This window comes from Plantactinospora sp. B6F1, assembly GCF_040120695.1.
GTDB lineage: Bacteria > Actinomycetota > Actinomycetes > Mycobacteriales > Micromonosporaceae > Plantactinospora.
In genome coordinates this window covers 124003-145713 of the sequence record NZ_JBEEAC010000009.1, presented here as the reverse complement: position 1 = coordinate 145713, position 21711 = coordinate 124003, and the positions used below count along the sequence as shown (strand labels likewise).

The window sequence follows — 21711 nt, the reverse complement described above, 5'->3', positions numbered from 1 at the left end:
GGCAACCCTCGATACTGACACATCACAGCTCCCCGCGGAAAGCCCGATCCTGCAACGACGCGAACAGCTCGTCCAACTGGGACAAGCTCGCCGAATGTTTAGACTTTAGATGATCTATGGTGATCGCCTTATGGGCGAACTCTTGTTGGAGCGCAAGAGGCGGGGTGGGAAGCGGGATCATCTTGACGTCGGCTAGGTTAATCCCCTGTACTGCGGCCCCCTTTACTCGTTGCTTCATCCAACGTTGAAGCCCGGAAGATCGGAGGCACTCCATTACGTAACGAGCAGAATCTTCGTTTACCGCAAGCCTTGCCGAATCCTGGGTTATGTTGGCTCCTTCTAGTGCTGCCGGGACCTGTGCTAGGCGACCGACGTGCCCGCGAATCGACATCAAGAGGTCATTGCGTCGCAATGTCGACCTCCTATATTGGTGCGAGATTTCAGATGTGGTGCTGCGAATGTCGGTCAGATCGATTGCGCCATCCTTGATGTCAACAACGCGGATGTACTTTACCCCGTCGGCCCGGTTCTCGCCCGGCTTCAGGATTCCGTATGTGATCGGTCGGTTTACATCGACCCATTCGACTAGTGGACGAACTTCGTCACCTCGCGGGTTATCCATCGGATTGCCGAACATATCGAGAAAGATGGACTTGGTTAGCTCTCCTAGATGGGCGAGCGCACTCCGCCGCTTAACTCGCAGTTCATCGGCCCGATCCAGCACCCTTGCAATCCGTTGCTGATCCTCCAACGGGGGCAACGGAAACGGTAGTGGATCAAGGTCTTTTTTGTTGAGCTGAGGGACCGAACTGCCGGTAGTAAGACTTGCGAGGTCGAAACGTTGAAGCCATTGGTACAAGAACCTAAGGTCAACCTTGCCTGGATGTGGCCATAGTGCCATGAGATTGGGGTCAAGAATGGATGGCCTCGTCGTCATCCGTTTCTTATTCGTTGATATAGCACCGCCTCGCTTCGGGATGATCAATGATCCCGCAGGGCAAGTCGCCGATCGGGCTCCAGGCATAGGGCTCCAGTTTCGGCAAGCCCTCACCTCTACCTCGTTTCCTGGAAGGTTCATGTCCGAAACCCGCATGAGGAAGTAGCCGCCACTTTGCGACCCGTAGGATTCTCCAGGCGGTAAGCTTGAGCCGGCGAAAAAATCGACTACTTTGCCTAGAGGGGCGATCTCCCATCCATTATTCATCACTTGAACAACGCCTTCAGATCGGCCATGCCCTGCTGAATCTCGACTTCAAGGCGTTCGAGTTCAGCAAAAATCTCTAGAGGTGGGCGGTGTTCGATCTCTTCGTGAGCCACCGCTTTGTAGCGGTTGAGGCTAAGGTCGTAATCCTGAGCGACGATGTCATCCTTAGGAACGCAGAAGCTCTGCTCGTTGCGTGCCCGCTTCCTTTCGGCGTCGTTGCGTTCTGTCCAACGGGCCAGGGCGTCCGGTAGGTTGTTCCTGACGTGGTCAGCCTCGGAGAACTCACCCAAGGGTGTTGGGCCAAGCTTTTCGGTTGCTAGTAAAGGGGTTCTCTTGTCGTCGAGACTCAAGCCATCGGCGGTTACCTCGTAGAACCAGACGTTGTCTGTGCCGCCGCTGTTGGTCTTGGTGAAGAAGAGGATCGCAGTCGACACCCCGGCGTATGGCTTAAAGGTCCCTCCGGGCAGCTTGACCACGGCGTCGAGCTTGTGGTCGTCCACTAGCATTCGGCGAAGCTCCTTGTGCGCCTTGGTTGATCCGAAGAGCACTCCATCGGGCACGATCACCGCAGCCTGGCCGCCAGGCTTGAGTAGCCGTAGGATAAGTACCAGGAACAGCAACTCCGTCTTCTTGGTCCTGATTACCTGAAGCAGGTCCCTCGCGGTGCTCTCGTAATCAAGGCTCCCGGCAAACGGTGGGTTGGCCAGGATGATCGAGTACTTTTCGGCCTCGTCGCTGACGCTTTGGGCGAGCGAGTCGCGGTATTCGATCACCGGGTGCTCGACACCGTGTAGCAGCATGTTCATGCTGCCGACTCGGAGCATCGTGCTGTCGAAGTCGAAGCCGTGGAACATGTCGTGGTGGAAGTGGTGGTTGCGCTTGGGGTCGTGGAAGGCGCCCGGGTGCTCGCGCCGGATGTATTCGCTCGCCTCCATGAGGAAGCCGGCAGTGCCGCAGGCCGGGTCGCAGATGGTGTCGTCCGGTCCGGGGCCGACCATCTCGACCATGAGCCGGATGATGTGTCGCGGTGTCCGAAACTGTCCATTGTGACCGGCCGTGGCGATTTTGCCGAGCATGTACTCGTACAGGTCACCCTTGGTGTCCCGGTCGTCCATCGAAACGCCGTCGAGCATGTCGACCACCCGCGACAGCAGGGCGGCGTTGGGGACGGTGAATCGGGCGTCCTTCATGTGGGTGGAGTAGGTGGAGCCGTCGCCGCCGAGCGTGCGCAGGAACGGGAAGACGTGTTGCCCGACGATCTCGAACATCTCACCAGGTTCGGCGTGCCTGAAGCGCGACCAGCGCAGATCCTTGTACGGCCTGCCCTGCGGATCGGTGCCGTCCGGGTAGACGGGGCGCTCGATCGGTTTGCCCGTTCGCAGGGCCTTGTTCTCGGCGAGCGTGTGCAGGTCATCCAGCCGTCGGATGAAGAGCAGGTAGGTGATCTGCTCGATCACCTCAAGCGGGTTCGAGATGCCGCCCGACCAGAAGGCGTCCCAGATCCGGTCGATCCGGCCCTTCAGTTCACCAGTGATCACGTAGCTACTTCCCCAGGTCTTCGGTACATGAAGGACGTTCGGGTCAGTAGGGTACGGCGTTTCGTCTATGGATGAAATCGGGTGTTGAGGCCCGGCGAGCCGTACTGGGAGCCACGGAAGTCAGGCTGCTGAGTTACCGCCCGTCGCCTGAGGGCTGACGGGGCGTGTCTACTTCGGTATGGTCGGCGGCACCAGCATCGCCGGAAGGACCCGCATGGCCCGCGTCATCGTTCCAGTTGGCTTCAGCCTTGGACCGCAGCACAGGTACGTTCGCCCAGCGGACCCCGAGCCGGAAACCTGGACGATCCACGTTGGCGGCGACATGGTGGACTTGGACTCGGCCGAGGTTGGTGTCTACGGCGCAGCCTTCCTCGATGTGGAAGGTCACTCGAAGCTGCGGGTCGACCGCGACCGACTTGTTGAGTCCTTGCTGACCGCACCAAATCCCGAGCCGGACGCCGCGCGCCTGGTCGAGGGCCTGATCGACAGAGGACTGCTGCTGGAGTTCGACCCCGACGGGCCGTTGGAGGGGCTGTTCCGGCGCTACCGTCTGTTCCCGACCGCCGAGGGGATGGGCACCACCCCGGAGGAACCCGAGTTTCACCAGATGGGCCATCACAGTCGACCCCTGGTCGCGGTGCACAACGACGCGTACGTGATGTGGGCCTTCTCCTTCCTGCACCCGAACCTGTGGGAGGCGTGCGACTACTTCGCACGCGCGGATGAGGAGGAGTTGGAGGAGAGCGAGGAACCGATCGGCCTGACCGCCGAGAAGGTCGCCCGGGAGGTCGCGGTCAACCTGCCGATGATGATCGCGACACAGTGCGCGTTCCTGGATCCCGTCGTAGAACTGTGAACTACCGGCGGCGTGGCTATCGCGGCGGGAGCCGGCCAGAGAGCGGCTACCTTCGCAACCTGCGCTACGAGGCACCCAAGGAAGGCTTGGGCAAGCTTCTGGAGAAGTTGAGCGAGTGGGGCGGAGCCGTCCTCGGCTTGGCCGCTGGCACGGCGGCGGCCAAACAGGGACTACCAGTCTCGGCGCACCTGCTTGGCGGAGTTGGGGTGGTGCTGGGTGCAGCGGTCGGCGCGGGAGCCAAAGCCGCTGTGACGGCGGCATTTGACACTCTCAAGGAACGCCGGGCCGCTCGACGTGCCCGATCGGGTGCGGCCAGCGTCGGCGACATTGCCGGGGAGATCAAACGGATTATCGAGGCGATTGACCAGAATCATCAGGGTCAGCTCAGGTTGCTTTACACCGTCCGCGACAACCACGGCCGGCTGATGATGGTGCTGGCGGGTGGCCGCGCGGATCTTCTCCAGCGGATTAACGGTCAGCTCAGCGGGGCCCGGAGGGCTGTCGAGGAATCATGCAGCCTTCTCCGTCTCTCGCAAGACAGTCTGCGGGGCTACCTCCGGGCCGTCGGCTCGCACGAGTAGGCAATCGCCAAGGACGTAGCGTGCCTACGCCAGTGGCGGATTTTGGGTCACGTAGGTGCCCTTGCCCTGGTGGCCCTCGACCAGACCTCGCTCACGAAGGATCCGTAACGCGGCCTGCGTGGTGGAGATGCTGACGTTGTACTCCCCGGCGAGCTGCGAGTAGCTGGGCAGCTTGTCGCCAGGGGTCAGCTCTCCGCTGCGGATCTGGTCGGTTATGGCTTCGACAACACGTAGGTAGTCAGCAGGTCGACTGGTCATCTGGTGGTACTCCTCGCTCGGCACCCCTATCTGACCATGACCGCGTAGGTATCTACAAGATGGTTGTTGACCCAGGTAACTAAGTTCTGTACGTTTAGCGGCGTGGAACTCCTCGCTCGGCGGCCTGGTGTTCCGCTTCCCCCGGGTTGTACGGCCCGGAAACGTGTCGGGGTGGCCATCGGGCCACCGATCAGTGGACCCGAACCTGACCTGGTGGTTCGGGCTGCCCCGGCACGCCAATCACACCTCGTGGAAGGGGCCCAGGTGACAGTGACGGAAGTGGCCGGCACACCCACAGCCGACCGGAGTACCTACCTCGAACTCATCCGGGAGCTGGCCCGGAGTGACGCGGAGGCATACCGCCAGCGCTGTGCGGAGCTGGACGAGCAGGGCTGGGGTGAGCTGGGACTTGTGGTCGGGGCCGGGTTCTTCCTGGCGGCCCGGCGGCACCTGGCGGCGTTCTCGGACCGGGCGGCGATCATCCAGTTCGTCGCCGACACCCGCATCGAGATCGTGCGCACCCGTTTCGACTTCGATGCGAAGGTCGCCGAGAGCCTGATCGAGAGCGCGACGACCGGCGACATCAGCCAGGTGGAGCAGCTCGACCCCAACCTCGTCATCGAGGTGGAGATGCTGCTCCTCCGGAGCCTGCTCAAGCCGCTGTCGGAGGACGAGCTGTCGCGGTTCCTGGCCGACGTCGGCTCACTCTCCGAGCAGTGGGCCACCGACGCACCCACCGGAGGTGTGCGGTGACGGTCCCGGAAGCGCGGACGGCGGACGCCACACCGCAGGACATCCCGACGGACACGCCGGAGGCGAGCGCGGCGTGGGCGGCCGAGCAGGTCGCGGGCGAGCTGCGGGACGCCTACCTGACCGTCTCGGCGGCGGCCGCGCTGCTGGAGCGGACCGGGGCCGGTTCGGCGCACCCGGAGCTGCGGCAGGCCCGCCGCTGCACCGAGGACGCGCTCGACCTGGCCAACCACGCGGAACAGTTGGTCGGCGGCGGCATCCGGCGGGTGCACGAACGCTTCGGCCGGGATGACGTGACCAGCATCGGGCAGGTCGCCGGCATGCTGACCGTGTCACAGACCCAGTTCGCCGAGGTGGCCGAGCGGATCGCCGGGCTGCCCGACCGGCTCCGGGGCGCCGGGCAGCGGCTGCGGGACGCGGGCGACCCCGACTGTTCCACCGACACCGTGACCGAGCAGTGGTCGCAGGCCGCCGAGCAGCTCGGCCTGATGACGGCCAGCCTGACCGAGGCGGCCGGCGCGCTGGCGTCGTACACCGATCGGCTGACCGGCGCGACCAGCTAGAGCCTCTTCCGGGCGCTGTGGGGGCACGGCGGCCGGAAGCGGGAGAAGGGCCCGGGGCGGGTGCCGGGCTCCGACCGTCGGCTGTCCGGGCAGCCGACGGCCGACCCCGCCCGCCTCGGTGCCGCCCATGCCATCCCTGACGGAGGACCGACGTGCGACACACCCATCCGCCGGCAGCGGCCGGAGAGCGGCGATGAGCTATCGCGCCGGGCGGCGCATCCAGCCGGCCCAGGTCCGCGCGGCCGCGTTCCGTTCGCGGTGGCGCGGCCTCGACCCGGAAGAGGTGTACGACTACCTCGGCCGCCTCGCCGACGAACTGGAGCACCTGCGACGGGCGGAGCGCGTCGCCCGCACCGAGGCGGAGCGCTTCCGGCAGGCCATGTTGCATTGGCAGAGCCGGCACTACCGCTGCTGGTTCGTCGACCCGTCCCGGCCCACGCCCAATCGAGGGCGGTGGTGAGCGGAACCCACCTCGACCCGGCCGACCGAGGTGGCTCCGGACAGGGCAGCGGATCGGGACCGTAAGGGTTTCGCAAGACGCGTCGGGCGTTTCCGCAGGTGCCGTCGCCGTACATTCGACGCATGTTGAAGCGGGTCTTCAGATCACCGTTCGCTTGGGCCGGTGTGGTGGTTCTCGGCATCGTGGCAGCGTTCGGCCTCTACTGGTTCCAGCCCTGGAAGCTGGTCACGGACAGCCAGGTCGACGACGCCCTTCCCATCGTGCCCGTGACGACCTCGGCGGCACCGAGCGTTTCCGGTACGACGACTCCGGCCCCTGCCGGGTCCGCTTCCCCGGCGTCGAACCAGGTACTGGCCAGGGGTGCCTTCATCACCCATGAGCACACGACGACGGGGCGAGCGGAGATCATCCGACGGCCCGACGGTCAGCACCTGCTCGTACTGCATGATCTCGACACGTCGAATGGGCCGGACCTGCGGGTCTGGTTGACCGACCAGCCGGTGGTGGCGGGTAAGGCGGGCTGGCGGCTGTTCGACGACGGTGAGTGGTTGGAGGTGGCGCGGCTCAAGGGCAATCGCGGCAACCAGGTGTACGAGCTTCCGCGCTCGTTCGATCCAGCGGACTTCCGCAGCGTCTCGATCTGGTGCAAGCGCTTCGCGGTCTCGTTCGGGGCGGCGGAACTGCGAGCCACCTGACCGGTGACCTCCCCGCGACCCGGACGGCAGGCGGCGTGGCCCGGTTGATATGGATCAGGCGGCCGACAGTCGGACGACGAAACGGCATCCTTCGGCGGTGTTGTGTACCTCCACCTGGCCGCCGTGCGCCTCGACCAATCCGTGGACGATCGCGAGTCCCAGTCCGCCCGAGGCGCCCGCGCCCGCGCTGGTCTGCCGGGGGGTGCGGGCGGGCTCGCCCCGGAACGCCACGTCGAACAGGCGGGGCAGGTCCGCCGGTGGGATGCCTCCGCAGGTGTCGGACACCGACAGCCAGGCGGACTCCCGTTCGCGGCCTGCCTCGATGCGGACGGTTCCGTCCTGCGGGGTGTAACAGACGGCGTTGACCAGCAGGTTGGCCACCACCCGGGTCAGTTCCGGCTCGCTGGCCGACACCGTCGGCCAGCCGGTTTCCGTCGCGACCAGCCGGATCCGTCGTGCGGCGGCCAGTGGCGCCGTGCTGGACAGTACGTCCGAGACGACCTCGCGGAGCGAAACCGTGGTCAGGGACAGGGCAAGCGCCCCGGCGTTGATCCGGGACAGTTCAAACAGGTCGTCGACAAGGCGAGTCATCCGGTCCGTTTCGGCCCGGATCCGTCGGTGGTACTCCCCGGTCGTCGCCGGGTCGCTGACGACCCCGTCCTCCAGCGCCTCCGCCATCGCCCGCAGCCCGGCGAGCGGGGTGCGCAGGTCGTGCGACACCCAGGCGATGAGGTCGCGGCGCCCCTTCTCCAGATGCCGCTCCCGATCGCGGGCCTGCTTCGCCCAGACCGCCGCGGCGGCCAGTCGCCGTCCGAAGTGCCAACCCACGGCGAGGCTCACCGTCGCCGCCGCCGCGACGGTGATCAGGACCACCTCCAGGTCGTGCGGGGACAGGAACATCGCCTCCGCGACGGCGGCCACGCCGACGACGACCGCGAGCACCGTGATGGTCAGCAGGACACACAGGTGCACCGTGATCGAGCTGCGGCGGAGCAGACGAAGCAGGACCGCGCCGGCCGAGCCGACGACGACCGCGGCGCCGAGGGCGATCACGAAGATCAGCGCGACGTCACGCATCGGCCGGATCGTAGCGGTAACCGACGCCCCACACGGTCACGATCCGCCGCGGGGCCGCCGCGTCGACCTCTATCTTCTCCCGGAGCCGCCGTACGTGCACCGTGACCGTCGAGTGGTCGCCGAAGTCCCATCCCCAGACCCGCCGCAGCAGTTCGGCACGGGTGAACACCTGGGACGGTTGCCGCAGGAAGTGCGCGAGCAGGTCGAACTCTCGCAGCGTCAGCGCCAGCTCGGTGCCGTCCAGGTGGGCCTTCCGAGGTCCGGTGCGGAGCACCAGACCGTCGTCGGTCAGCACCTCCGACCGCCCGGTTGGTGGTTCCCCGCTGGCGCGGCGGAGCACCGACCCCACCCGGAGCACCAGCTCCCGGGGCGAGAACGGCTTGGTCAGGTAGTCGTCCGCGCCGAGTTGCAGGCCGAGGATCCGGTCGGCTTCGTCGCCGAGCGCGGTCAGCATGATGATCGGCAGGTTGTCCGGTCGTGCCCGCAGTTCGCGACACACCTGTAGCCCGCTGACCCCGGGCAGCATCAGATCGAGTACCACCAGATGTGGTGCCTGCCGCGCGACGGCGGTCAGGGCCAGGGCGCCGTCCCCGACGTGGTCGACCCGGTAGCCGGCGCGCTCCAGGTAACGGCAGATCACATCACTGACAGTCTCGTCGTCGTCGACGACCAGGACCCGTTGCGTCACCGATGATCCCCGCGTACGCCTGTCCGGCGGACCGGGTTCGTCGTCATCGGGCCAGCGTAGCCACCAGCCGGCAGAGACCTGGGCTAACCTCCTAGCTAAGGAGGGAACATGTCGCACGAAGCCGCCCAGTTCAATATCCACGACGCCAAAACGAACCTGTCGCGGATCATCGATCGAGTCGAACGCGGCGAGGAGATCGTCATCAGCCGGGCCGGCACCCCGGTCGCGAAGGTGATTCCACTGGTCAACCGGGTGAACCGTACCGGCCGAGGCTCCCTCCGGGGTCGCCTCGTCGCGACGGAGGACTGGGACGCCCCCGAGGTGAACGAGGCCATCGCGCGGGACTTCGGGATGACCGGGTGAACCTGCTTCTGGACACCCACGTCGTGATCTGGTGGCTGACCGACGATCCGACCCTGGCCGATCACCTCAAGGCTCGGCTGGACCACGAGCCAGACGTTTACGTCAGCGCCGCGACCGTGTGGGAGGTCGCTGTCAAGCAGTCGATCGGCCAGCTCAAGGAGCCGGCCGACCTGGCGGAGCGGATTCGGGGCAGCGGCTTCCGGGAGCTGCCCATCACATCCGACCACGCCATGGCCGCGGGTCGGCTGCCGCCGATACATCGAGATCCATTCGATCGCATACTGGTCGCTCAGGCACGCTGCGAGCAGCTTGCACTGGTCACGCGTGATCCCGAGATACGGAAGTACGAAGTCCAGATCCTCCCCGTCTGAGATGTGCCAGGGCAGCCCCCGAACCCGCTGGCAAGCGCGGTCACGGCTTACCCGATGAACGAGAGGTCGTCGAGGCTGATGCGTACGCCTGAGCCGGAACCTTCGATCCCGATCCGTCCGGGGGAGGCCGCCCCGCCCGACGTACCGGTGGCGAATCCCCTGCCGCACCAGGTCGTCCCGGCCGAGGCGTCCGCACTGGTGCCGGTGGAGCCGCCCTCGGCCGACGATCCGCAGCGGCAGTGGATTCCCCGGCAACTGCCCGTACCGGACGTCGAGGCGGTACGCCGGGTGGGCCGGGCGATGGCCGGCGAAGCCGCGCAGGCCGCGGCCTCCGTGGCGTCCGGTGCGGCGCAGACGGCTGCCTCGGTGGCGTCTGGTGCGGCGCAGACCGCGCGGACCGCCGCCTATCAGGGCACCCGGCCGATCGCGAACCTCGGTGCCGGGATCGGCTACTTCTTCCGGGGCGCCGGGCGGTTCCTCGGCAGCCCTTCACTCTGGCCCTACGCGGTGGCTCCGCTGGTGCTGCTGGCTCTGGTGATGTTCGGCATCGCGCACACGATCGAGGCTGGCACCGCCGCCGTGTTCGAGTGGTTCGCCGACACCTGGCCACAGTGGATACACGACATCCTCGGCGAGATCCTGCTCTGGGGCGTACGGGTCGGCGTGCACTTCGCCCTCGGTTACCTCGTCCTTCCGCTGAGCATCGTGCTCGGCGCCCCGTGCTACGTGCTGCTCGCCCGGCGGCTGGAGCGCCGGCTCGGTCCGGTCGAGCCGCTCACCGCCCCCACCGTCACGGCCGATCGGGCACCCTCGCTGTGGCGGGCGTCCGGGGTCGCCATCCGGCAGGCGGTCCTGGTTACCCTGGTGGTCCAGCTCGGCTGGCTGCTGCTGGTGCCCCTGCTGCTGGTGCCGGGGCTCAACGTGTTCGTGGCGATCGGCACGGTCGCCGTCTTCAACGGATTCCTGGTCGGACTGCTGATGCTGGCGATCCCGCTGCACCACCACGGGACGTCGACGTTCCGTGGGCAGCTCCGGGCGGTGTGGGCGCACCGGGCCAGCGCGATCGGGTTCGGCGCCACCAGCGGGCTGCTGCTCGGCATGCCGTTCACTTCGCTGCGGGCCCTCGTCGCGCCGATGGTCTTCACCGGCGCGGTGTTGCTGCACCGCCGGATGCGCCGGGTCGAGGCCGCGGCTCTCGGGCCGGTCGATGCCTACACCGCTGTTGACCGGGCAATTCAAGGATCGGACAAGATCTCTTGAAGGTTCACGGGTGAAGCTGTGCCAGCGGCGCTCCCGCGCCGGGCCACGTGGCAGCAGAGGCCGGCGTCTACAGAGCGTCAACCAGGAAGCAGTAGCACCGGCGAGAGGAGAATTCAATGCCGGAACGAACCGGACAGGACCAGGTCAGGCGGGCGGCGATCATCGCGGCGACCGCGGTTGCGGCGGCCGCCGCGGCCGTCGGCGTCGGGGTGAGCAACGCTCAGGCAGCGGCATCCGACGACACGGCGCTGAGCCGTGCGCTGGCCCGCGTCGTCGGCGAATCGGCCGGCACCCTCAACCGCGGTGGCGAGGAGGGGGCGGCACAGCAGGGCTACCCGGCGTTCGACAACGGGGTGGCGCAGCAGGGCTACCCGGCGTTCGACAACGGGGTGGCACCTATCGACTGATCGCGCCGCTCATGCGGGGCGTGATCGAGTCGGTAGCTCCGGTGGACTGAGACCGCCTGCCTTCTGCCGGTACGTGCGGCCCGGATGGCGTCGCACGCCGGCAGAAGGATTCTTGGCACAAGGATTCAACCAGGCGACAAGTAGGAGGGGTCGATGAACCAGCAGGAGGCCGAACGGTCGGCGGTGGACCCTGACGAGTGGCCGACGATGGAGGTGGTCAAGCAGGCACTGGCCGATCCCCATTGGCGGCCAGTGCCGTTCTATCAATTCATCATCAAGCTACATGGGCGCTGTAACCTATCATGCGACTACTGCTACATGTACGAGCTCGCCGACCAAAGTTGGCGGGGTAAGCCGGTCGCGATGACCCAGGAAACGATCGACCAGGCAGCGCGACGAATCGGCGAACACATCAGAGCGCACAACGAACTGTCCCGAGTGGAAGTCATTCTTCACGGCGGTGAGCCGCTGCTCGCCGGCCCGTCCACGCTCGCGTACGCGGCGACAGCCTTCCGAAACGCGGCCACCGCTCGCAGCCCGGTGACGCTCACCATGCAGACCAACGGCGTACTGCTCGACGACAACGTGCTGCCGGTGCTGCGGGAGCACCACATCCGAGTCGGCGTGAGCGTCGACGGTGACCGCGAAGGCCACGACCGGCACCGCCGCTACGCGGATGGGCGCGGCAGCTACGACCTCGTCATGCGCGGTCTGGAGCGGTTGCGTCGGCCCGCCTACCGCGACCTGTTCGCCGGCGTCCTGTGCACGGTAGACACGGCGAACGACCCAATCGACGTGTATGAAGCGCTGCTCGCCTGCTCGCCCCCGATGATCAACTTCTTGCTGCCGCACGGAAACTGGAATGAGCCGCCACCGGGTCGGGGCGAAGATCCCGGCTCGACACCGCACGCGGACTGGCTGATTCAGATCTTCGACCGCTGGTACGACACCGCGCCCCCGCCCACCCGGATCTTCCTCTTCGAGGAGATCATGACGCTCATCCTCGGCGGGACCGGTCGGTCGGAGACCGTCGGGCTCGGCGCCGCCGGAATAATCGTCATCGAGACCGATGGCACGTTCGAACTTGTCGACTCCCTCAAATCGTCCTTCGAGGGAGCGCCGGCCACCGGCCTGGACATCTTCAACAACTCGCTCGACGACGCCCTGCTGCATCCCGGAGTCGTCGCCCGGCAGCGCGGCTCCGCCGCGCTCTGCGACACCTGCCTGGCCTGCCCGATCCACAAAATCTGCGGCGGTGGCTACTACCCGCACCGCTACCGGGTCGGCAGCGGCTTTCTCAATCCATCGGTCTACTGCGCCGACCTGACCCGCCTCATCGGACACATCGGCCAGCGAATGGCGCGCGACATCGAGGCGCTCAAGGAAAGAACCAGCGATGCCAACACCGCAGCCGCCGCGCGTTGAAGTACGAGGGATGGCCACCGGGTCCCACCGAGCGCCTCGCGGATCTTCCCCGGTGCGACGCCGCCGGACCTCGCGGGGCGGCTTCTACCGGGCGTACGGCGACATTCGCCGGCTCGTCTGACCCGCGAGCGCGGTGAGCGCGGTGAGCGCGAGTGCCACCGCGGCCGTGCCGATCGCGCAGCACATGATCGCGGTGAAGGTGTGCGGCACCAGCCACTCGGCGACCACGAACAGGCCGACCGTCGACGCCCACAACGGCGCGGACGGCCACCGGGCGCCCGCCGCCACCTGGGCGTTGACCAGCACGAAGACCAGCGCGTAGAGGGCGCCGGTGGCAGCGAAGACCGGCGCGTAGCGGCCGAGGACGACGTAGTCGGCGCCGCCCGCCAGCCGGAACGCGAGCCCACCGGCGAGCGCCGACGCCGCCACCAGCGACGCGCCGCAGCCGGCCACCAGCCCGAGAGCGACCAGGAGGGTCCGCCGGCTGCCCTGCGCCAGGCGTGGCAGCGCCAGCACCGTGACGACCTGCGGCGCCCACAGCGCGCCCTTGGTGAGGACCGTGCCGACCGCGTAGGCGCCGGAGGCGTCCGCGGGCAGCAGGTGGCGGGCCAGGAGCAGGTCGGCGTAGGAGACGACGAGCATCGCGAGCGTCGCCGAGCAGGCGGTGACGACCTGCCGGGTGGTGATGCCGGTGCCGCCCGACGTGTCGATCCGGGACCGGGTCAACTGGGCCAGGACCGGCGGGATCAGCAGCGCGACGGCCGTACCCGCCAGGACCGACCCGGTCAGGCCGGCGCCGGCCAGCAGGCCGGCGACCAGGCCCCCGTACCGGCAGACGGCCAGCACCACCATGCCGAGCGCCAGGCGCAGGAATCGCTCGTCGCCCTGCAACTCGCCCAGCCACCTGCCGGCCACCACCACGGCGCCGGTATAGACGGCGAGCAGCAGCGGCACGACCGGCGAAAGGTCCAGCAGCGTGCTCGCCGCCGGCGTCAGGACCAGTACTGCCCCGGCGCAGACGGCCGCGGTCAGCCAGCCGATCCGGCCGCTCGCCGCGCCGGGCGTACGGGCCCGGTGGATCGCGACCGCGATCTGCAACCCCATTCCGGGTACGCCGGCGATCGCCGCGATCGCCAGGACGGCGGCCAGCGCGCCCAGGTCGTCGGGGTCGAGCTGTCGGGCGCCCAGGACGGGTACCAGGTAGCCGAGGCCGCTGGTCAGCGCGCCCGCCACGGCCACCGCCGCCCCGGACATGCCGAGGCGCCGCCGGGCGGAGGTCGGCACGGCCCGATCACCGCCGCCGTGCCGACGGCCGAGGGTCATCGGCACGGCGCTAGAGGCGGCCGTCGTGCACGGCCCGGGTCACCCACGGGATCACCTCGTCGAGCATGGCGTCGAGGTCGGTCGTCGCGGTGAAGCCGAGCACCTCGCGGGCCTTGGAGACGTCCGGCACCCGCCTGGTCACGTCGTGCGCGAACGGCTCGTCGCTGACGTACCGGAACGGCACGTCCGGTCCCTTGATCTTGCGCCAGATCAGCTCGGCCAGCTCAAGCACGGTGGTCGACTCGGCGGTCGAGAGGTTGAAGTCCTCGTTCTGCGCCGCCTCGTGCTCCATCGCCACCGCGATCCCGCGCGCCAGGTCGCCACCGTAGGTGTAGTGCCGCACCTGCTCGCCGGTGCCGAGGATGTGCAGCGGGTCCTGCCCCTTGACGATCTTCTGCACCAGGTCGGGGACGACGTGCGACATCGCCAGCTTGACGTTGCCGGAGAGCACCTCCGCCTCGCCGAGCGCCCGCCCCTCGCCGACGCCGACGCAGTTGAACGGCCGCACGATCGTGTACGGCAGCCGGTACTGGTCCCAGGCCGCCCGCGCGTAGTACTCGACCGCCAACTTCTGGAAGCCGTACGAGGACTGCGGCGGCGGGACGTGCCGCTCGTCGCCCTCCCGGCTGGGCCAGCGGTCGGTCGACTCGTACACCATGGACGACGAGAGGTAAGTGACCTTGCGCAGCCGGCCGGCCCGGTGCGCCGCGATCGCCGCGTCACAGGACGCCGCCATGATCCGTTCGTTGGTGGCGAGGAGGTCGTAGGCGTACGTGTGGAAGTAGGAGATTCCGCCGATCATCGCGGCGCCGGCGACGAAGTGGTCGCAGCCGGCGAGCAGGTCGGCGAGGAGCGCCGCGTCGCGGGCGTCGCCCTCGACGAACCGGAAGCGGGGATGGCCGTCGTAGCTGTGCGCCACCGGCCCGTACTTCGAGTGGTTGTCGAGCCCGACCACCTCGTGCCCGCGGCCGAGCAGTTCCTCGACCAGGTAGCCGCCGATGAAGCCCGCCGAGCCGGTGACCAGCACCGTTGCCATCCGTATCTCCTCTACCGCGCCGCCTCGTCGGTCGCCACATCGCCGGTCGCGGTGTCTGGCGCAGGCGCGGGCGACGCTGGCGCAGGCGCGGGCGACGCCGGGCGCCGCGCCGCCCAACGCGCGGCGAGCTGCTGCGCGGTCAGTCGTCGACCGAAGGCGAAAAAGTACCAGCGCAGATAGCTGGGCAGGAAACGCCCGAGGTCGAAATGGGACTCACCGAGCTGCCGATCCAGCCAGATGGTCGGGATCTCGGCGACCGGCCGGCGCAGCCGGGTCGCCTTCGCGGTCAACTCGATGCCGATCTCGAACCCGGTCCGGGCCTCGATGCCGACCTCGCGGACGAAGTCGGTGTCGTACGCCTTGAAGCTGTTGGTCGCGTCGCGGGTGCCGACCCGCGCCAGCAGCCACAGGCTGCGCCCGGCCCACCGGGAGGCCATCCGCTTGAGTCGTGGCCCGCCGACCTGCTGCCCGCCGGGCATGTAGCGGGACGCGGCAGCGACCACCACCCCACGGTCGACGAGCCGGGCCAGCTCGTCGATCTGCCGTGGGTCGTCGCAGCCGTCGGCCATCGTCACCACGGCGACCGGGGCCCGTGCCGCGTCGATGCCGAACCGGATCGCGTTCGCCGGCCCGGGCCCGTACGTGTTGAGCACCGGGCGGACCCGCGGGTCGCGGCGGGCGACTTCCAGGGCGTACGGGACGGTGGTGTCCTCCGGCATGTCGTGCACGATGAGCACCTCGGCCGGCAGCAACACCTCGCGCAGGATGCGGTCGAGGCAGCGGACGACGCCCGCGCCCTCGTTGTAGACCGGGATGACCACCGAGACCCGGGGCGTCACACCAGCACGCCCTGCCCGGTCAGGCCCCACATGTCGATGAGCGGCTTGTCGGTGTCGAGGTCGGCGTAGTCGCCGTGCGGCGCGGCGATCACCAGCAGGTCGGCGCGCCGGAGTACCTCGTCGAGCGGGAGGAGCCGGTCGTCGACCACGTACGGGTCGGTGCAGAGGGTCTGCCGCGCCTTGAGCGTCAGGATCTTGCGCAGCTTGTAGGCCAGGCTGCTGCGGGTGTCGTCGCTGCCGCCCTTGAACGCCATGCCCAGGATGCCGACGGTCATCGCGGCGAGGTCGAACCGGTCCTCCAGCCGGGAGACCAGGTACAGCGGCAGGCCCTCGTTGATCAACATCGCGGAGTGGCCGAGGACGAAGTTGTTCCGGTTGAACGCCGCCAGCTGCATGGTGTCCTTGAGCAGGCACGGACCGGCGGCGAAGCCGGGCATCGGCAGGTCGGCCGCCCGCGGGTAGTCGAACGCGACAGCGTGCCGGATGCGGGCGAAGTCGAGGCCGAAGTCGTTGGCCATCATCCAGAACTGGTTGGCGGTGGCGAACTTGACGTACCGCCAGGTGTTGGTGAAGAGCTTCGCGAGCTCGGCCTCCTCCGGCTCCAGCGCGACGATCGAGTTCGTGAGCCGGCGGAAGATCAGCTCGGCCCGTTGTCTGGCCCGTGGCGTCCGGGCCGCGACGATCTGCGGCAGGGTGAACAGCTCGGTCATCGCCTGGCCCTCGGCGATCCGCTCCGGGCAGAACGCCACGTCGACCCCGAGGCCCCGACTCGCCAGCAGCTTCTCGGTCAGCGCCGTCACGCCCGGATAGACCGTGCTGCGCAGGACCACCAGTTGCCCGTCGCGCAGGTGCTCGGCGCAGCGTTCCAGGGCACGGGGCACCGCGCCGAGGTCCGGGTTGAGGTGTTCGTCCACCGGCGTGCCGACGACCACGACGAGGGTGTCGGCCAGGCCGACGCTGCTCGCCTCGGTGCTCGCACGCAACCGGCCGGCGGCCAGCGCGGCGGTCAGCAGCTCTGCGGCGCCCGCCTCGGCGAACGGCAGTACGCCGGAGTTGACCCGGTCGACCGCGGCGGCGTCGATGTCGTACAGCACGACGCGCAGGCCGCGCGAGGCCAGCGCGATGCCCAGCGGCAGGCCGACCCGTCCACAGCCGCCCACGACGCAGACCTCGACCGCCACGCCGTCCGCTGCGTCGACCGCCACACCGGCCGCCTCTGTCATCGCCGCACCCTCCCGCCGGCCCGGCGCGGAAATCGTCCGCTGGTCAGTGCAGGTTACTGGCGAGGAAACCTCGGGTCTACCCACCCGCAGGAAAGGGGCGACCGCTGTGGGCGTGTTGGTCGTCACTAGCGTTCAACAGCGAGCTATAGTCGTTATCTTGAACCTGAAGGAATGGGCAGCCGCCACCGGCGTCTCGTACGCGACCGCGCGTCGGCGATACGAGTCCGGGACACTGCCTGTTCCCACGTACCGGCTCGGCCGACTGATCATGGTCGGTGAACCGCTGACCGGCGCGGCCCCCGATACCGGGCTGACCGTGGTGTACGCCAGGGTGTCGTCGGCCGACCAGAAACCCGACCTGGACCGGCAGGTTGCCCGGGCCACCACCTGGGCAACCGGGCGGCACCTTGCCGTGTCGCGGGTGGTGACCGAGGTCGGTTCGGCGCTCGATGGGCATCGCGAGAAGTTCCTCGCCCTGCTGCGCGACCCACAGGTGTCGACCATCGTGGTCGAGCACCGGGACCGGTTCGCTCGTTTCGGCGCCGAGTACGTCGAGGCCGCCCTGACCGCGCAGGGTCGACGCTTACTCGTGGTCGACCCGGCTGAGGTCGATGACGACCTGGTCCGCGACGTGACCGAGATCCTGACGTCGCTGTGTGCCCGCCTGTACGGTCGCCGGGCGGCGGCGGATCGTGCCCGGCGTGCGGTCGAGGCCGCGACCGAGACTCCGGCGTGAAAACAATCCAGGCGTACCGGTTTGCGCTGGACCTCACCGCGGGCCAGGAGCGGGACGTCCTGGCGCATGCCGGGGCCGCCCGGGTCGCGCACAACTGGGCGCTGGCAAAGGTCAAGGCCGTGATGGACCAGCGCACGGCCGAACGTTCGTACGGCGTGCCGGACGAGCAACTGACACCGTCGCTGTCGTGGTCCCTCGCGGGCCTGCGCAAGGCGTGGAACGCCGCCAAGCCCGACGTTGCGCCGTGGTGGCCTGAGGTGTCCAAGGAGGCGTTCAACACCGGCCTCGACGCCCTCTCGCGCGGCTTGAAGAACTGGGCCGACTCCCGTACAGGGAAACGCGCCGGACGGCCGGTGGGGTTTCCTCGGTTCAAGTCCCGCCGCCGTACCACACCATCGGTGCGGTTCACCACCGGCGCGATCCGCGTCGAGCCCGACCGGACGCACGTCGTCCTGCCGCGGCTGGGCCGGTTGAAGCTGCACGAGTCAGCACGCAAACTCGGCCGTCGCCTCGACGTAGGCGCGGCGCGGATCATGTCCGCCACGGTGCGACGCGACCGCGGACGCTGGCACGTGTCGTTCACCGTCGAGGTCGAACGCGCCGAACGCACCCCGGCACGGCCGGGCGCCGTGGTCGGCGTCGACGTCGGGATCACGCACCTCGCCGTGCTGTCAACCGGAGAGATGGTCGTCAACCCGCGGCACCTCGCGGCCGCGCAGCGGCGCATGCGGTCACTCGGCCGGGCGCTGTCTCGCAAGACCGGCCCCCACCGGCGCACCGGCCAACGTGCGTCGAAGCGATGGGAGCGGACAGCCGCCCGGCTCGGCCGCGCACACGCCCGCGTGAGCAATCTGCGCCGCGACGGCCTACACAAACTCACCACCAGGCTCGCGGCCGAATACGGCACGGTCGTGGTCGAAGACCTCAACGTCACCGGCATGCTTGCCAATCGGCGGTTAGCCCAGCACATCGCTGACGCCGGGTTCGCCGAGATCCGCCGCCAGTTGGCATACAAGACCGAATGGAACGGTGGCCGGCTACTGGTAGCCGACCGCTGGTATCCGTCCTCGAAGACCTGCTCGGGATGCGGCGCGGTGAAAACCAAGCTGGCCCTGTCCGAGCGCGAGTACCAGTGTAAGGCGTGTGGCCTGGTCATCGACCGCGACCGCAACGCCGCTGGTAACCTCGCCGCCCTCGCGGCTCAGGTAGACACCGCCGGGAGTGGCCCGGTGGCAGCACGTGGAGCCGACCAGAAGACCCGCGTACGCGGGCGGGTGGCTGTGAAGCGTGAACCCGGCACGGCACCCGCCGGTCAGACCGGGACCGTCTCACCGCAAGGCGGGACTGCCAATCGTGCACCTACTAAAGCGCACCGAAGGTAACGGTCTAAGGTTCCACACCATGGCCAGCACGCTGTCCACGGACCTGAGCTCGCGGCTAGCCGCCAGGCTCCCGACCCGTGTCGTCGGCGCCACCGTCCGGTTCGCCTATCCACGGGTCGAACCGGAGCTCGCGAGGCTGCCCCGCTACGCGCCGCGCGGCGGCACCGCCGTGGACGTCGGCGCCTGGTACGGGCCGTGGACGCGCGGCCTGCGGCGGCTGGCCGACCGGGTAGTGGCGGTGGAGCCGGCGGCCGAACTGGCGCGGTCGGTGGCGGCCGCCTACCCGGACGTACGGGTCGTCGAGGCGGTCGCCTCCGACCGGTCCGGCACGGCAGAACTCTTCGTCCCCGCCGGTGGCCCCGGCATCGGCACCTCGTCGGTGGAGCACGGCGACGGCCCGTCGGTCACCGTCGAACGGATCACGGTGGACGGCCTCGGCCTCACCGACGTGCGGTTCGTCAAGCTCGACGTCGAGGGCCACGAGCTTGCGGCGCTACGCGGCGCCGAGCGCACCATCCGACGGGACGGCCCGCTGCTGCTCGTCGAAGTCGAGGAGCGGATCCAGCCGATCGACCCGGTGCTCACGCTGCTCGACGGGTGGGGCTACCGGCCGTACGTCATGCCGGACGACCGCTGGGTGCCGCTGGCCGACTTCGACCTGGTCGCGCACCAGCGGGCGGCGGTCCGCCGGGTGGCGCAGAGCCTCGCCCGACGGATCGTCGCCGCACGGCCGCGCTACGTCAACATGGTCCTGTTCCGTCGCGTGGAACCGACCCGATGACGGAGCCGGGGACCACGGCCGCGCGCAGCACATCGGCCGCGCCGGGCAGCGCTCTTGCCAGGGCGGTCGACCCGGTCCACATCGCCGCCGTCGTGCTGATCACCGCGAGCGTGCTCTGGCGGGCGTCGATCACCACGCGCGGCTACCTCACCGCCGACGACTTCCCGATCATCGGTCAGGCCGACGCCGGTGGCCTGAGCCCGGAGCACCTCTTCGGGCTCTACAACAACCACTTCATGCCGGCCGCCCGGCTGCTCACCTGGGCAACCCACCGGCTGACCGAGTACGAGTACTGGCCGTACGCCTCGCTCATGCTGATCGGTCAGCTGGTCGTCAGCATCGCCTTCTACCGGCTGTTGCGTCTCCTGCTGCCGGCGGGCTGGGCGTTGCTGTGGCCGCTCTGCCTCTTCGTGTTCAACCCGCTGACGCTGGAGGACAGCGCGTGGTGGGCGGTGGGGATCAACCTGCTGCCGATGCAACTGGCCATGATCGTGGCCATCGGGGCCCAGGTGCGTTACCTCCGTACCCGCCGGACCCGTCATCTGGTCACGCTCGGCGCGTCGGTCGTCGTCGCCCTGCTCTTCTTCGAGAAGGCACTGCTGGTGGTCGCGGCGGTCTTCCTGCTGACGCTCTGCCTCTACGCACCGGGCGGGCCGCTGCGGGCGGTGCTGACGACGATCCGCCACTGGTGGCCCGCCTGGCTGGTGCTCGGCGGGATCTCCGTGGTGTACCTGGCCGGCTACCTGTCGGCGTCCACCTCGACGTTGCGCGCGCCGGTCTCGGCGGCCGAGGTGGGCACGTTCCTCCAGCAGTTCTACGGGCAGTCCCTCCCCGCCGGCCTGGTGGGCGGCCCATGGACCTGGCTCGACGCCTCGGACGGTCCCGCCATCGTCGCCCTGACCCGGACCGGCGAGGTGGTCTCGTGGGCGATCGTGGCGGCGCTCGTCGGATGCACGGTGTGGCTGCGCCGCGCGGTGGCGGTCCGGGCGTGGACCCTGCTGGCGCTCTACTCCGCGCTGGCCGGCGGGCTGATCGGCGCCACCCGGCTCGGGTCCGGGTTCAGCGGCGTGGCCGGCCTGGTACCGCGCTATCTGGGCGACGTGCTGCTGGTCGCGGCCCTCTGCGTCGGCGTGGCACTCTGCGGCCTGCGCCGGGCCGAGCCCGCCGGAGCCACGGAGTCGGCCGGAGTCAGGCAGTCGGCCGTTGACGCCGAGCCGGCGCCGATGCGCCGCCACCCCCAGGCGTTCGCCACCGCGTTCGCCGTCGGCCTGGTCCTGCTGGTCGGCAGCAGCGTCTACAGCGGCGTCGACTTCGGCGCCGACTGGCAGTCCAAGGCCGGGCGCGACTATCTCCACACGGCCCGCGCCGACCTGGCCGCCGCCGAGCCGGGAACCGTGTTCATGGACCAGCCGGTGCCCGAGGCCGTGGTCCCCGGGTTGTCCCACCCGTGGAACCTCCAGTCGCGATTCTTCGCGCCGCTCGACGAAGAACCGGTCTTCGTCACCAGGGCCCGGAAGTTGTGGATCTTCGATGAATCCGGCCACATCCGGCCGGCCTGGGTCAAGGGCGTCAAAGCGGCACCCGGGCCGGCGCCGGGCTGCGGATACAAGGTCACGGGTGGCCAGCCGGCGCGGATTTCCCTGGCCGGCACGGTCGTCGACTACTGGCAGGCGGTGCGGATCGCCTACCTCAGCGACCGGGACACCACCGCTACGTTCCAACTCGGCGGCGGCGAGGTGGTGCCGTTCGACGTGCACCGCGGGCTCAACGCGATGTTCCTGCTCGTGTCGGGTGGCGGCGACGCGGTCCAGCTCACGGTGGCCGACCCGGCGGCCACGTTCTGCACCGACGAGATCGAGATCGGCGCACTGGTGCCGCAGCCGGTCGGATAGCCG

24 protein-coding genes are annotated in these 21711 nt (G+C 68.8%); 15 read left to right on the top strand and 9 right to left on the bottom strand.

The window, feature by feature from the left end; translation table 11 throughout:
• Positions 1-22 precede the first annotated feature (22 nt).
• Positions 23-937, bottom strand: coding sequence for a restriction endonuclease subunit S (locus ABNF97_RS14885; RefSeq protein WP_349338894.1), 915 nt, complete (start codon positions 935-937; stop codon positions 23-25).
• A 266-nt stretch (positions 938-1203) separates the two neighbouring features.
• A complete protein-coding gene (locus ABNF97_RS14880) occupies positions 1204-2742 on the bottom strand; it encodes a type I restriction-modification system subunit M (protein WP_349338893.1) in 1539 nt (512 codons plus the stop codon).
• A gap of 214 nt (positions 2743-2956) precedes the next feature.
• Between ABNF97_RS14880 and ABNF97_RS14875 the strand changes: the two genes are divergently transcribed.
• Entirely contained in the window at positions 2957-3598 is a 642-nt protein-coding gene (locus ABNF97_RS14875) for a hypothetical protein (RefSeq protein WP_349338892.1), read from the top strand.
• Complete coding sequence (locus ABNF97_RS14870) at positions 3595-4179, top strand: hypothetical protein (RefSeq protein ID WP_349338891.1); 585 nt, start codon at positions 3595-3597, stop codon at positions 4177-4179. The genes ABNF97_RS14875 and ABNF97_RS14870 overlap by 4 nt, the downstream gene beginning before the upstream one ends.
• 24 nt (positions 4180-4203) lie before the next feature.
• On the opposite strand, the gene ABNF97_RS14865 is transcribed toward ABNF97_RS14870, so the two are convergent.
• Positions 4204-4437 carry a winged helix-turn-helix domain-containing protein gene (locus tag ABNF97_RS14865; RefSeq protein WP_349338890.1) on the bottom strand — a complete coding sequence of 78 codons (234 nt, stop codon included), beginning with the start codon at positions 4435-4437 and terminating at the stop codon, positions 4204-4206.
• A gap of 264 nt (positions 4438-4701) precedes the next feature.
• Here ABNF97_RS14865 and ABNF97_RS14860 point away from each other — a divergent pair, with 264 nt between their 5' ends.
• From ABNF97_RS14860 to ABNF97_RS14845, 4 genes are all read left to right on the top strand, one after another.
• Positions 4702-5190: a hypothetical protein gene (locus tag ABNF97_RS14860; RefSeq protein ID WP_349338889.1), complete on the top strand. Its 489-nt coding sequence runs from the start codon at positions 4702-4704 to the stop codon at positions 5188-5190.
• Entirely contained in the window at positions 5187-5750 is a 564-nt protein-coding gene (locus ABNF97_RS14855) for a hypothetical protein (RefSeq protein WP_349338888.1), read from the top strand. Before ABNF97_RS14860 ends, ABNF97_RS14855 begins: the two co-directional genes overlap by 4 nt.
• Before the next feature lie 193 nt (positions 5751-5943).
• On the top strand, positions 5944-6210 hold the full coding sequence (locus ABNF97_RS14850) for a DivIVA domain-containing protein (RefSeq protein WP_349338887.1): 267 nt from the start codon (positions 5944-5946) through the stop codon (positions 6208-6210).
• Positions 6211-6332: 122 nt separating this feature from the next.
• Positions 6333-6905 (top strand): DM13 domain-containing protein, encoded by a 573-nt coding sequence (locus ABNF97_RS14845; protein WP_349338886.1) that lies wholly within the window; start codon positions 6333-6335, stop codon positions 6903-6905.
• A 54-nt stretch (positions 6906-6959) separates the two neighbouring features.
• Here the strand turns inward: ABNF97_RS14845 and ABNF97_RS14840 are convergent, their stop codons facing one another.
• Complete coding sequence (locus tag ABNF97_RS14840; protein WP_349338885.1) at positions 6960-7982, bottom strand: sensor histidine kinase; 1023 nt, start codon at positions 7980-7982, stop codon at positions 6960-6962.
• A complete protein-coding gene (locus ABNF97_RS14835; RefSeq protein ID WP_349338884.1) occupies positions 7975-8670 on the bottom strand; it encodes a response regulator transcription factor in 696 nt (231 codons plus the stop codon). The genes ABNF97_RS14840 and ABNF97_RS14835 overlap by 8 nt, the downstream gene beginning before the upstream one ends.
• Before the next feature lie 108 nt (positions 8671-8778).
• Here ABNF97_RS14835 and ABNF97_RS14830 point away from each other — a divergent pair, with 108 nt between their 5' ends.
• The 5 genes from ABNF97_RS14830 (at position 8779) to ABNF97_RS14810 (ending at position 12496) form a co-directional block, all read left to right on the top strand.
• On the top strand, positions 8779-9033 hold the full coding sequence (locus ABNF97_RS14830) for a type II toxin-antitoxin system Phd/YefM family antitoxin (protein ID WP_349338883.1): 255 nt from the start codon (positions 8779-8781) through the stop codon (positions 9031-9033).
• Entirely contained in the window at positions 9030-9404 is a 375-nt protein-coding gene (locus ABNF97_RS14825) for a type II toxin-antitoxin system VapC family toxin (protein WP_349338882.1), read from the top strand. Before ABNF97_RS14830 ends, ABNF97_RS14825 begins: the two co-directional genes overlap by 4 nt.
• Positions 9405-9482: 78 nt before the next feature.
• Positions 9483-10664, top strand: a complete 1182-nt coding sequence (locus ABNF97_RS14820) for an EI24 domain-containing protein (protein WP_349338881.1) — start codon at positions 9483-9485, stop codon at positions 10662-10664.
• A 116-nt stretch (positions 10665-10780) separates the two neighbouring features.
• Complete coding sequence (locus tag ABNF97_RS14815) at positions 10781-11071, top strand: hypothetical protein (protein WP_130465317.1); 291 nt, start codon at positions 10781-10783, stop codon at positions 11069-11071.
• Between the two features lie 153 nt (positions 11072-11224).
• Complete coding sequence (locus ABNF97_RS14810; protein WP_130465316.1) at positions 11225-12496, top strand: FxsB family cyclophane-forming radical SAM/SPASM peptide maturase; 1272 nt, start codon at positions 11225-11227, stop codon at positions 12494-12496.
• 84 nt (positions 12497-12580) lie between these two features.
• Here ABNF97_RS14810 and ABNF97_RS14805 read toward each other — a convergent pair whose 3' ends face one another.
• From ABNF97_RS14805 to ABNF97_RS14790, 4 genes are read right to left on the bottom strand one after another with little or no spacing between them, the layout of a single operon-like run.
• The gene (locus tag ABNF97_RS14805) at positions 12581-13819 is read right to left on the bottom strand and encodes a polysaccharide biosynthesis protein (protein ID WP_130465315.1); all 1239 of its coding nucleotides are present in this window, start codon (positions 13817-13819) and stop codon (positions 12581-12583) included.
• Between the two features lie 10 nt (positions 13820-13829).
• Positions 13830-14855, bottom strand: coding sequence for an NAD-dependent epimerase/dehydratase family protein (locus ABNF97_RS14800; RefSeq protein ID WP_349338880.1), 1026 nt, complete (start codon positions 14853-14855; stop codon positions 13830-13832).
• Between the two features lie 11 nt (positions 14856-14866).
• Positions 14867-15694: a glycosyltransferase family 2 protein gene (locus ABNF97_RS14795; protein WP_349338879.1), complete on the bottom strand. Its 828-nt coding sequence runs from the start codon at positions 15692-15694 to the stop codon at positions 14867-14869.
• On the bottom strand, positions 15691-16917 hold the full coding sequence (locus ABNF97_RS14790) for a nucleotide sugar dehydrogenase (RefSeq protein WP_349338878.1): 1227 nt from the start codon (positions 16915-16917) through the stop codon (positions 15691-15693). The genes ABNF97_RS14795 and ABNF97_RS14790 overlap by 4 nt, the downstream gene beginning before the upstream one ends.
• Before the next feature lie 157 nt (positions 16918-17074).
• Here ABNF97_RS14790 and ABNF97_RS14785 point away from each other — a divergent pair, with 157 nt between their 5' ends.
• From ABNF97_RS14785 to ABNF97_RS14770, 4 genes are read left to right on the top strand one after another with little or no spacing between them, the layout of a single operon-like run.
• Positions 17075-17653 carry an IS607 family transposase gene (locus ABNF97_RS14785; RefSeq protein ID WP_349338877.1) on the top strand — a complete coding sequence of 193 codons (579 nt, stop codon included), beginning with the start codon at positions 17075-17077 and terminating at the stop codon, positions 17651-17653.
• Positions 17650-19035: an IS607 family element RNA-guided endonuclease TnpB gene (gene tnpB / locus ABNF97_RS14780; RefSeq protein WP_349338876.1), complete on the top strand. Its 1386-nt coding sequence runs from the start codon at positions 17650-17652 to the stop codon at positions 19033-19035. Before ABNF97_RS14785 ends, tnpB begins: the two co-directional genes overlap by 4 nt.
• A gap of 19 nt (positions 19036-19054) precedes the next feature.
• Positions 19055-19816 (top strand): FkbM family methyltransferase, encoded by a 762-nt coding sequence (locus ABNF97_RS14775; protein WP_349338875.1) that lies wholly within the window; start codon positions 19055-19057, stop codon positions 19814-19816.
• Complete coding sequence (locus ABNF97_RS14770) at positions 19813-21708, top strand: hypothetical protein (protein WP_130465310.1); 1896 nt, start codon at positions 19813-19815, stop codon at positions 21706-21708. The genes ABNF97_RS14775 and ABNF97_RS14770 overlap by 4 nt, the downstream gene beginning before the upstream one ends.
• Positions 21709-21711: the final 3 nt, after the last annotated feature.

What these genes read in the sequence shown, in the direction of transcription:
- ABNF97_RS14885 (WP_349338894.1), bottom strand. Translation starts at nt 937, where the DNA reads ATGACGACGAGGCCATCCATTCTTGACCCCAATCTCATGGCACTATGG.
- ABNF97_RS14875 (WP_349338892.1), top strand. Translation starts at nt 2,957, where the DNA reads ATGGCCCGCGTCATCGTTCCAGTTGGCTTCAGCCTTGGACCGCAGCAC.
- ABNF97_RS14865 (WP_349338890.1), bottom strand. Translation starts at nt 4,437, where the DNA reads ATGACCAGTCGACCTGCTGACTACCTACGTGTTGTCGAAGCCATAACC.
- ABNF97_RS14850 (WP_349338887.1), top strand. Translation starts at nt 5,944, where the DNA reads ATGAGCTATCGCGCCGGGCGGCGCATCCAGCCGGCCCAGGTCCGCGCG.
- ABNF97_RS14845 (WP_349338886.1), top strand. Translation starts at nt 6,333, where the DNA reads ATGTTGAAGCGGGTCTTCAGATCACCGTTCGCTTGGGCCGGTGTGGTG.
- ABNF97_RS14840 (WP_349338885.1), bottom strand. Translation starts at nt 7,982, where the DNA reads ATGCGTGACGTCGCGCTGATCTTCGTGATCGCCCTCGGCGCCGCGGTC.
- ABNF97_RS14830 (WP_349338883.1), top strand. Translation starts at nt 8,779, where the DNA reads ATGTCGCACGAAGCCGCCCAGTTCAATATCCACGACGCCAAAACGAAC.
- ABNF97_RS14820 (WP_349338881.1), top strand. Translation starts at nt 9,483, where the DNA reads ATGCGTACGCCTGAGCCGGAACCTTCGATCCCGATCCGTCCGGGGGAG.
- ABNF97_RS14815 (WP_130465317.1), top strand. Translation starts at nt 10,781, where the DNA reads ATGCCGGAACGAACCGGACAGGACCAGGTCAGGCGGGCGGCGATCATC.
- ABNF97_RS14810 (WP_130465316.1), top strand. Translation starts at nt 11,225, where the DNA reads ATGAACCAGCAGGAGGCCGAACGGTCGGCGGTGGACCCTGACGAGTGG.
- ABNF97_RS14805 (WP_130465315.1), bottom strand. Translation starts at nt 13,819, where the DNA reads ATGACCCTCGGCCGTCGGCACGGCGGCGGTGATCGGGCCGTGCCGACC.
- ABNF97_RS14800 (WP_349338880.1), bottom strand. Translation starts at nt 14,855, where the DNA reads ATGGCAACGGTGCTGGTCACCGGCTCGGCGGGCTTCATCGGCGGCTAC.
- ABNF97_RS14790 (WP_349338878.1), bottom strand. Translation starts at nt 16,917, where the DNA reads ATGACAGAGGCGGCCGGTGTGGCGGTCGACGCAGCGGACGGCGTGGCG.
- ABNF97_RS14775 (WP_349338875.1), top strand. Translation starts at nt 19,055, where the DNA reads ATGGCCAGCACGCTGTCCACGGACCTGAGCTCGCGGCTAGCCGCCAGG.
- ABNF97_RS14770 (WP_130465310.1), top strand. Translation starts at nt 19,813, where the DNA reads ATGACGGAGCCGGGGACCACGGCCGCGCGCAGCACATCGGCCGCGCCG.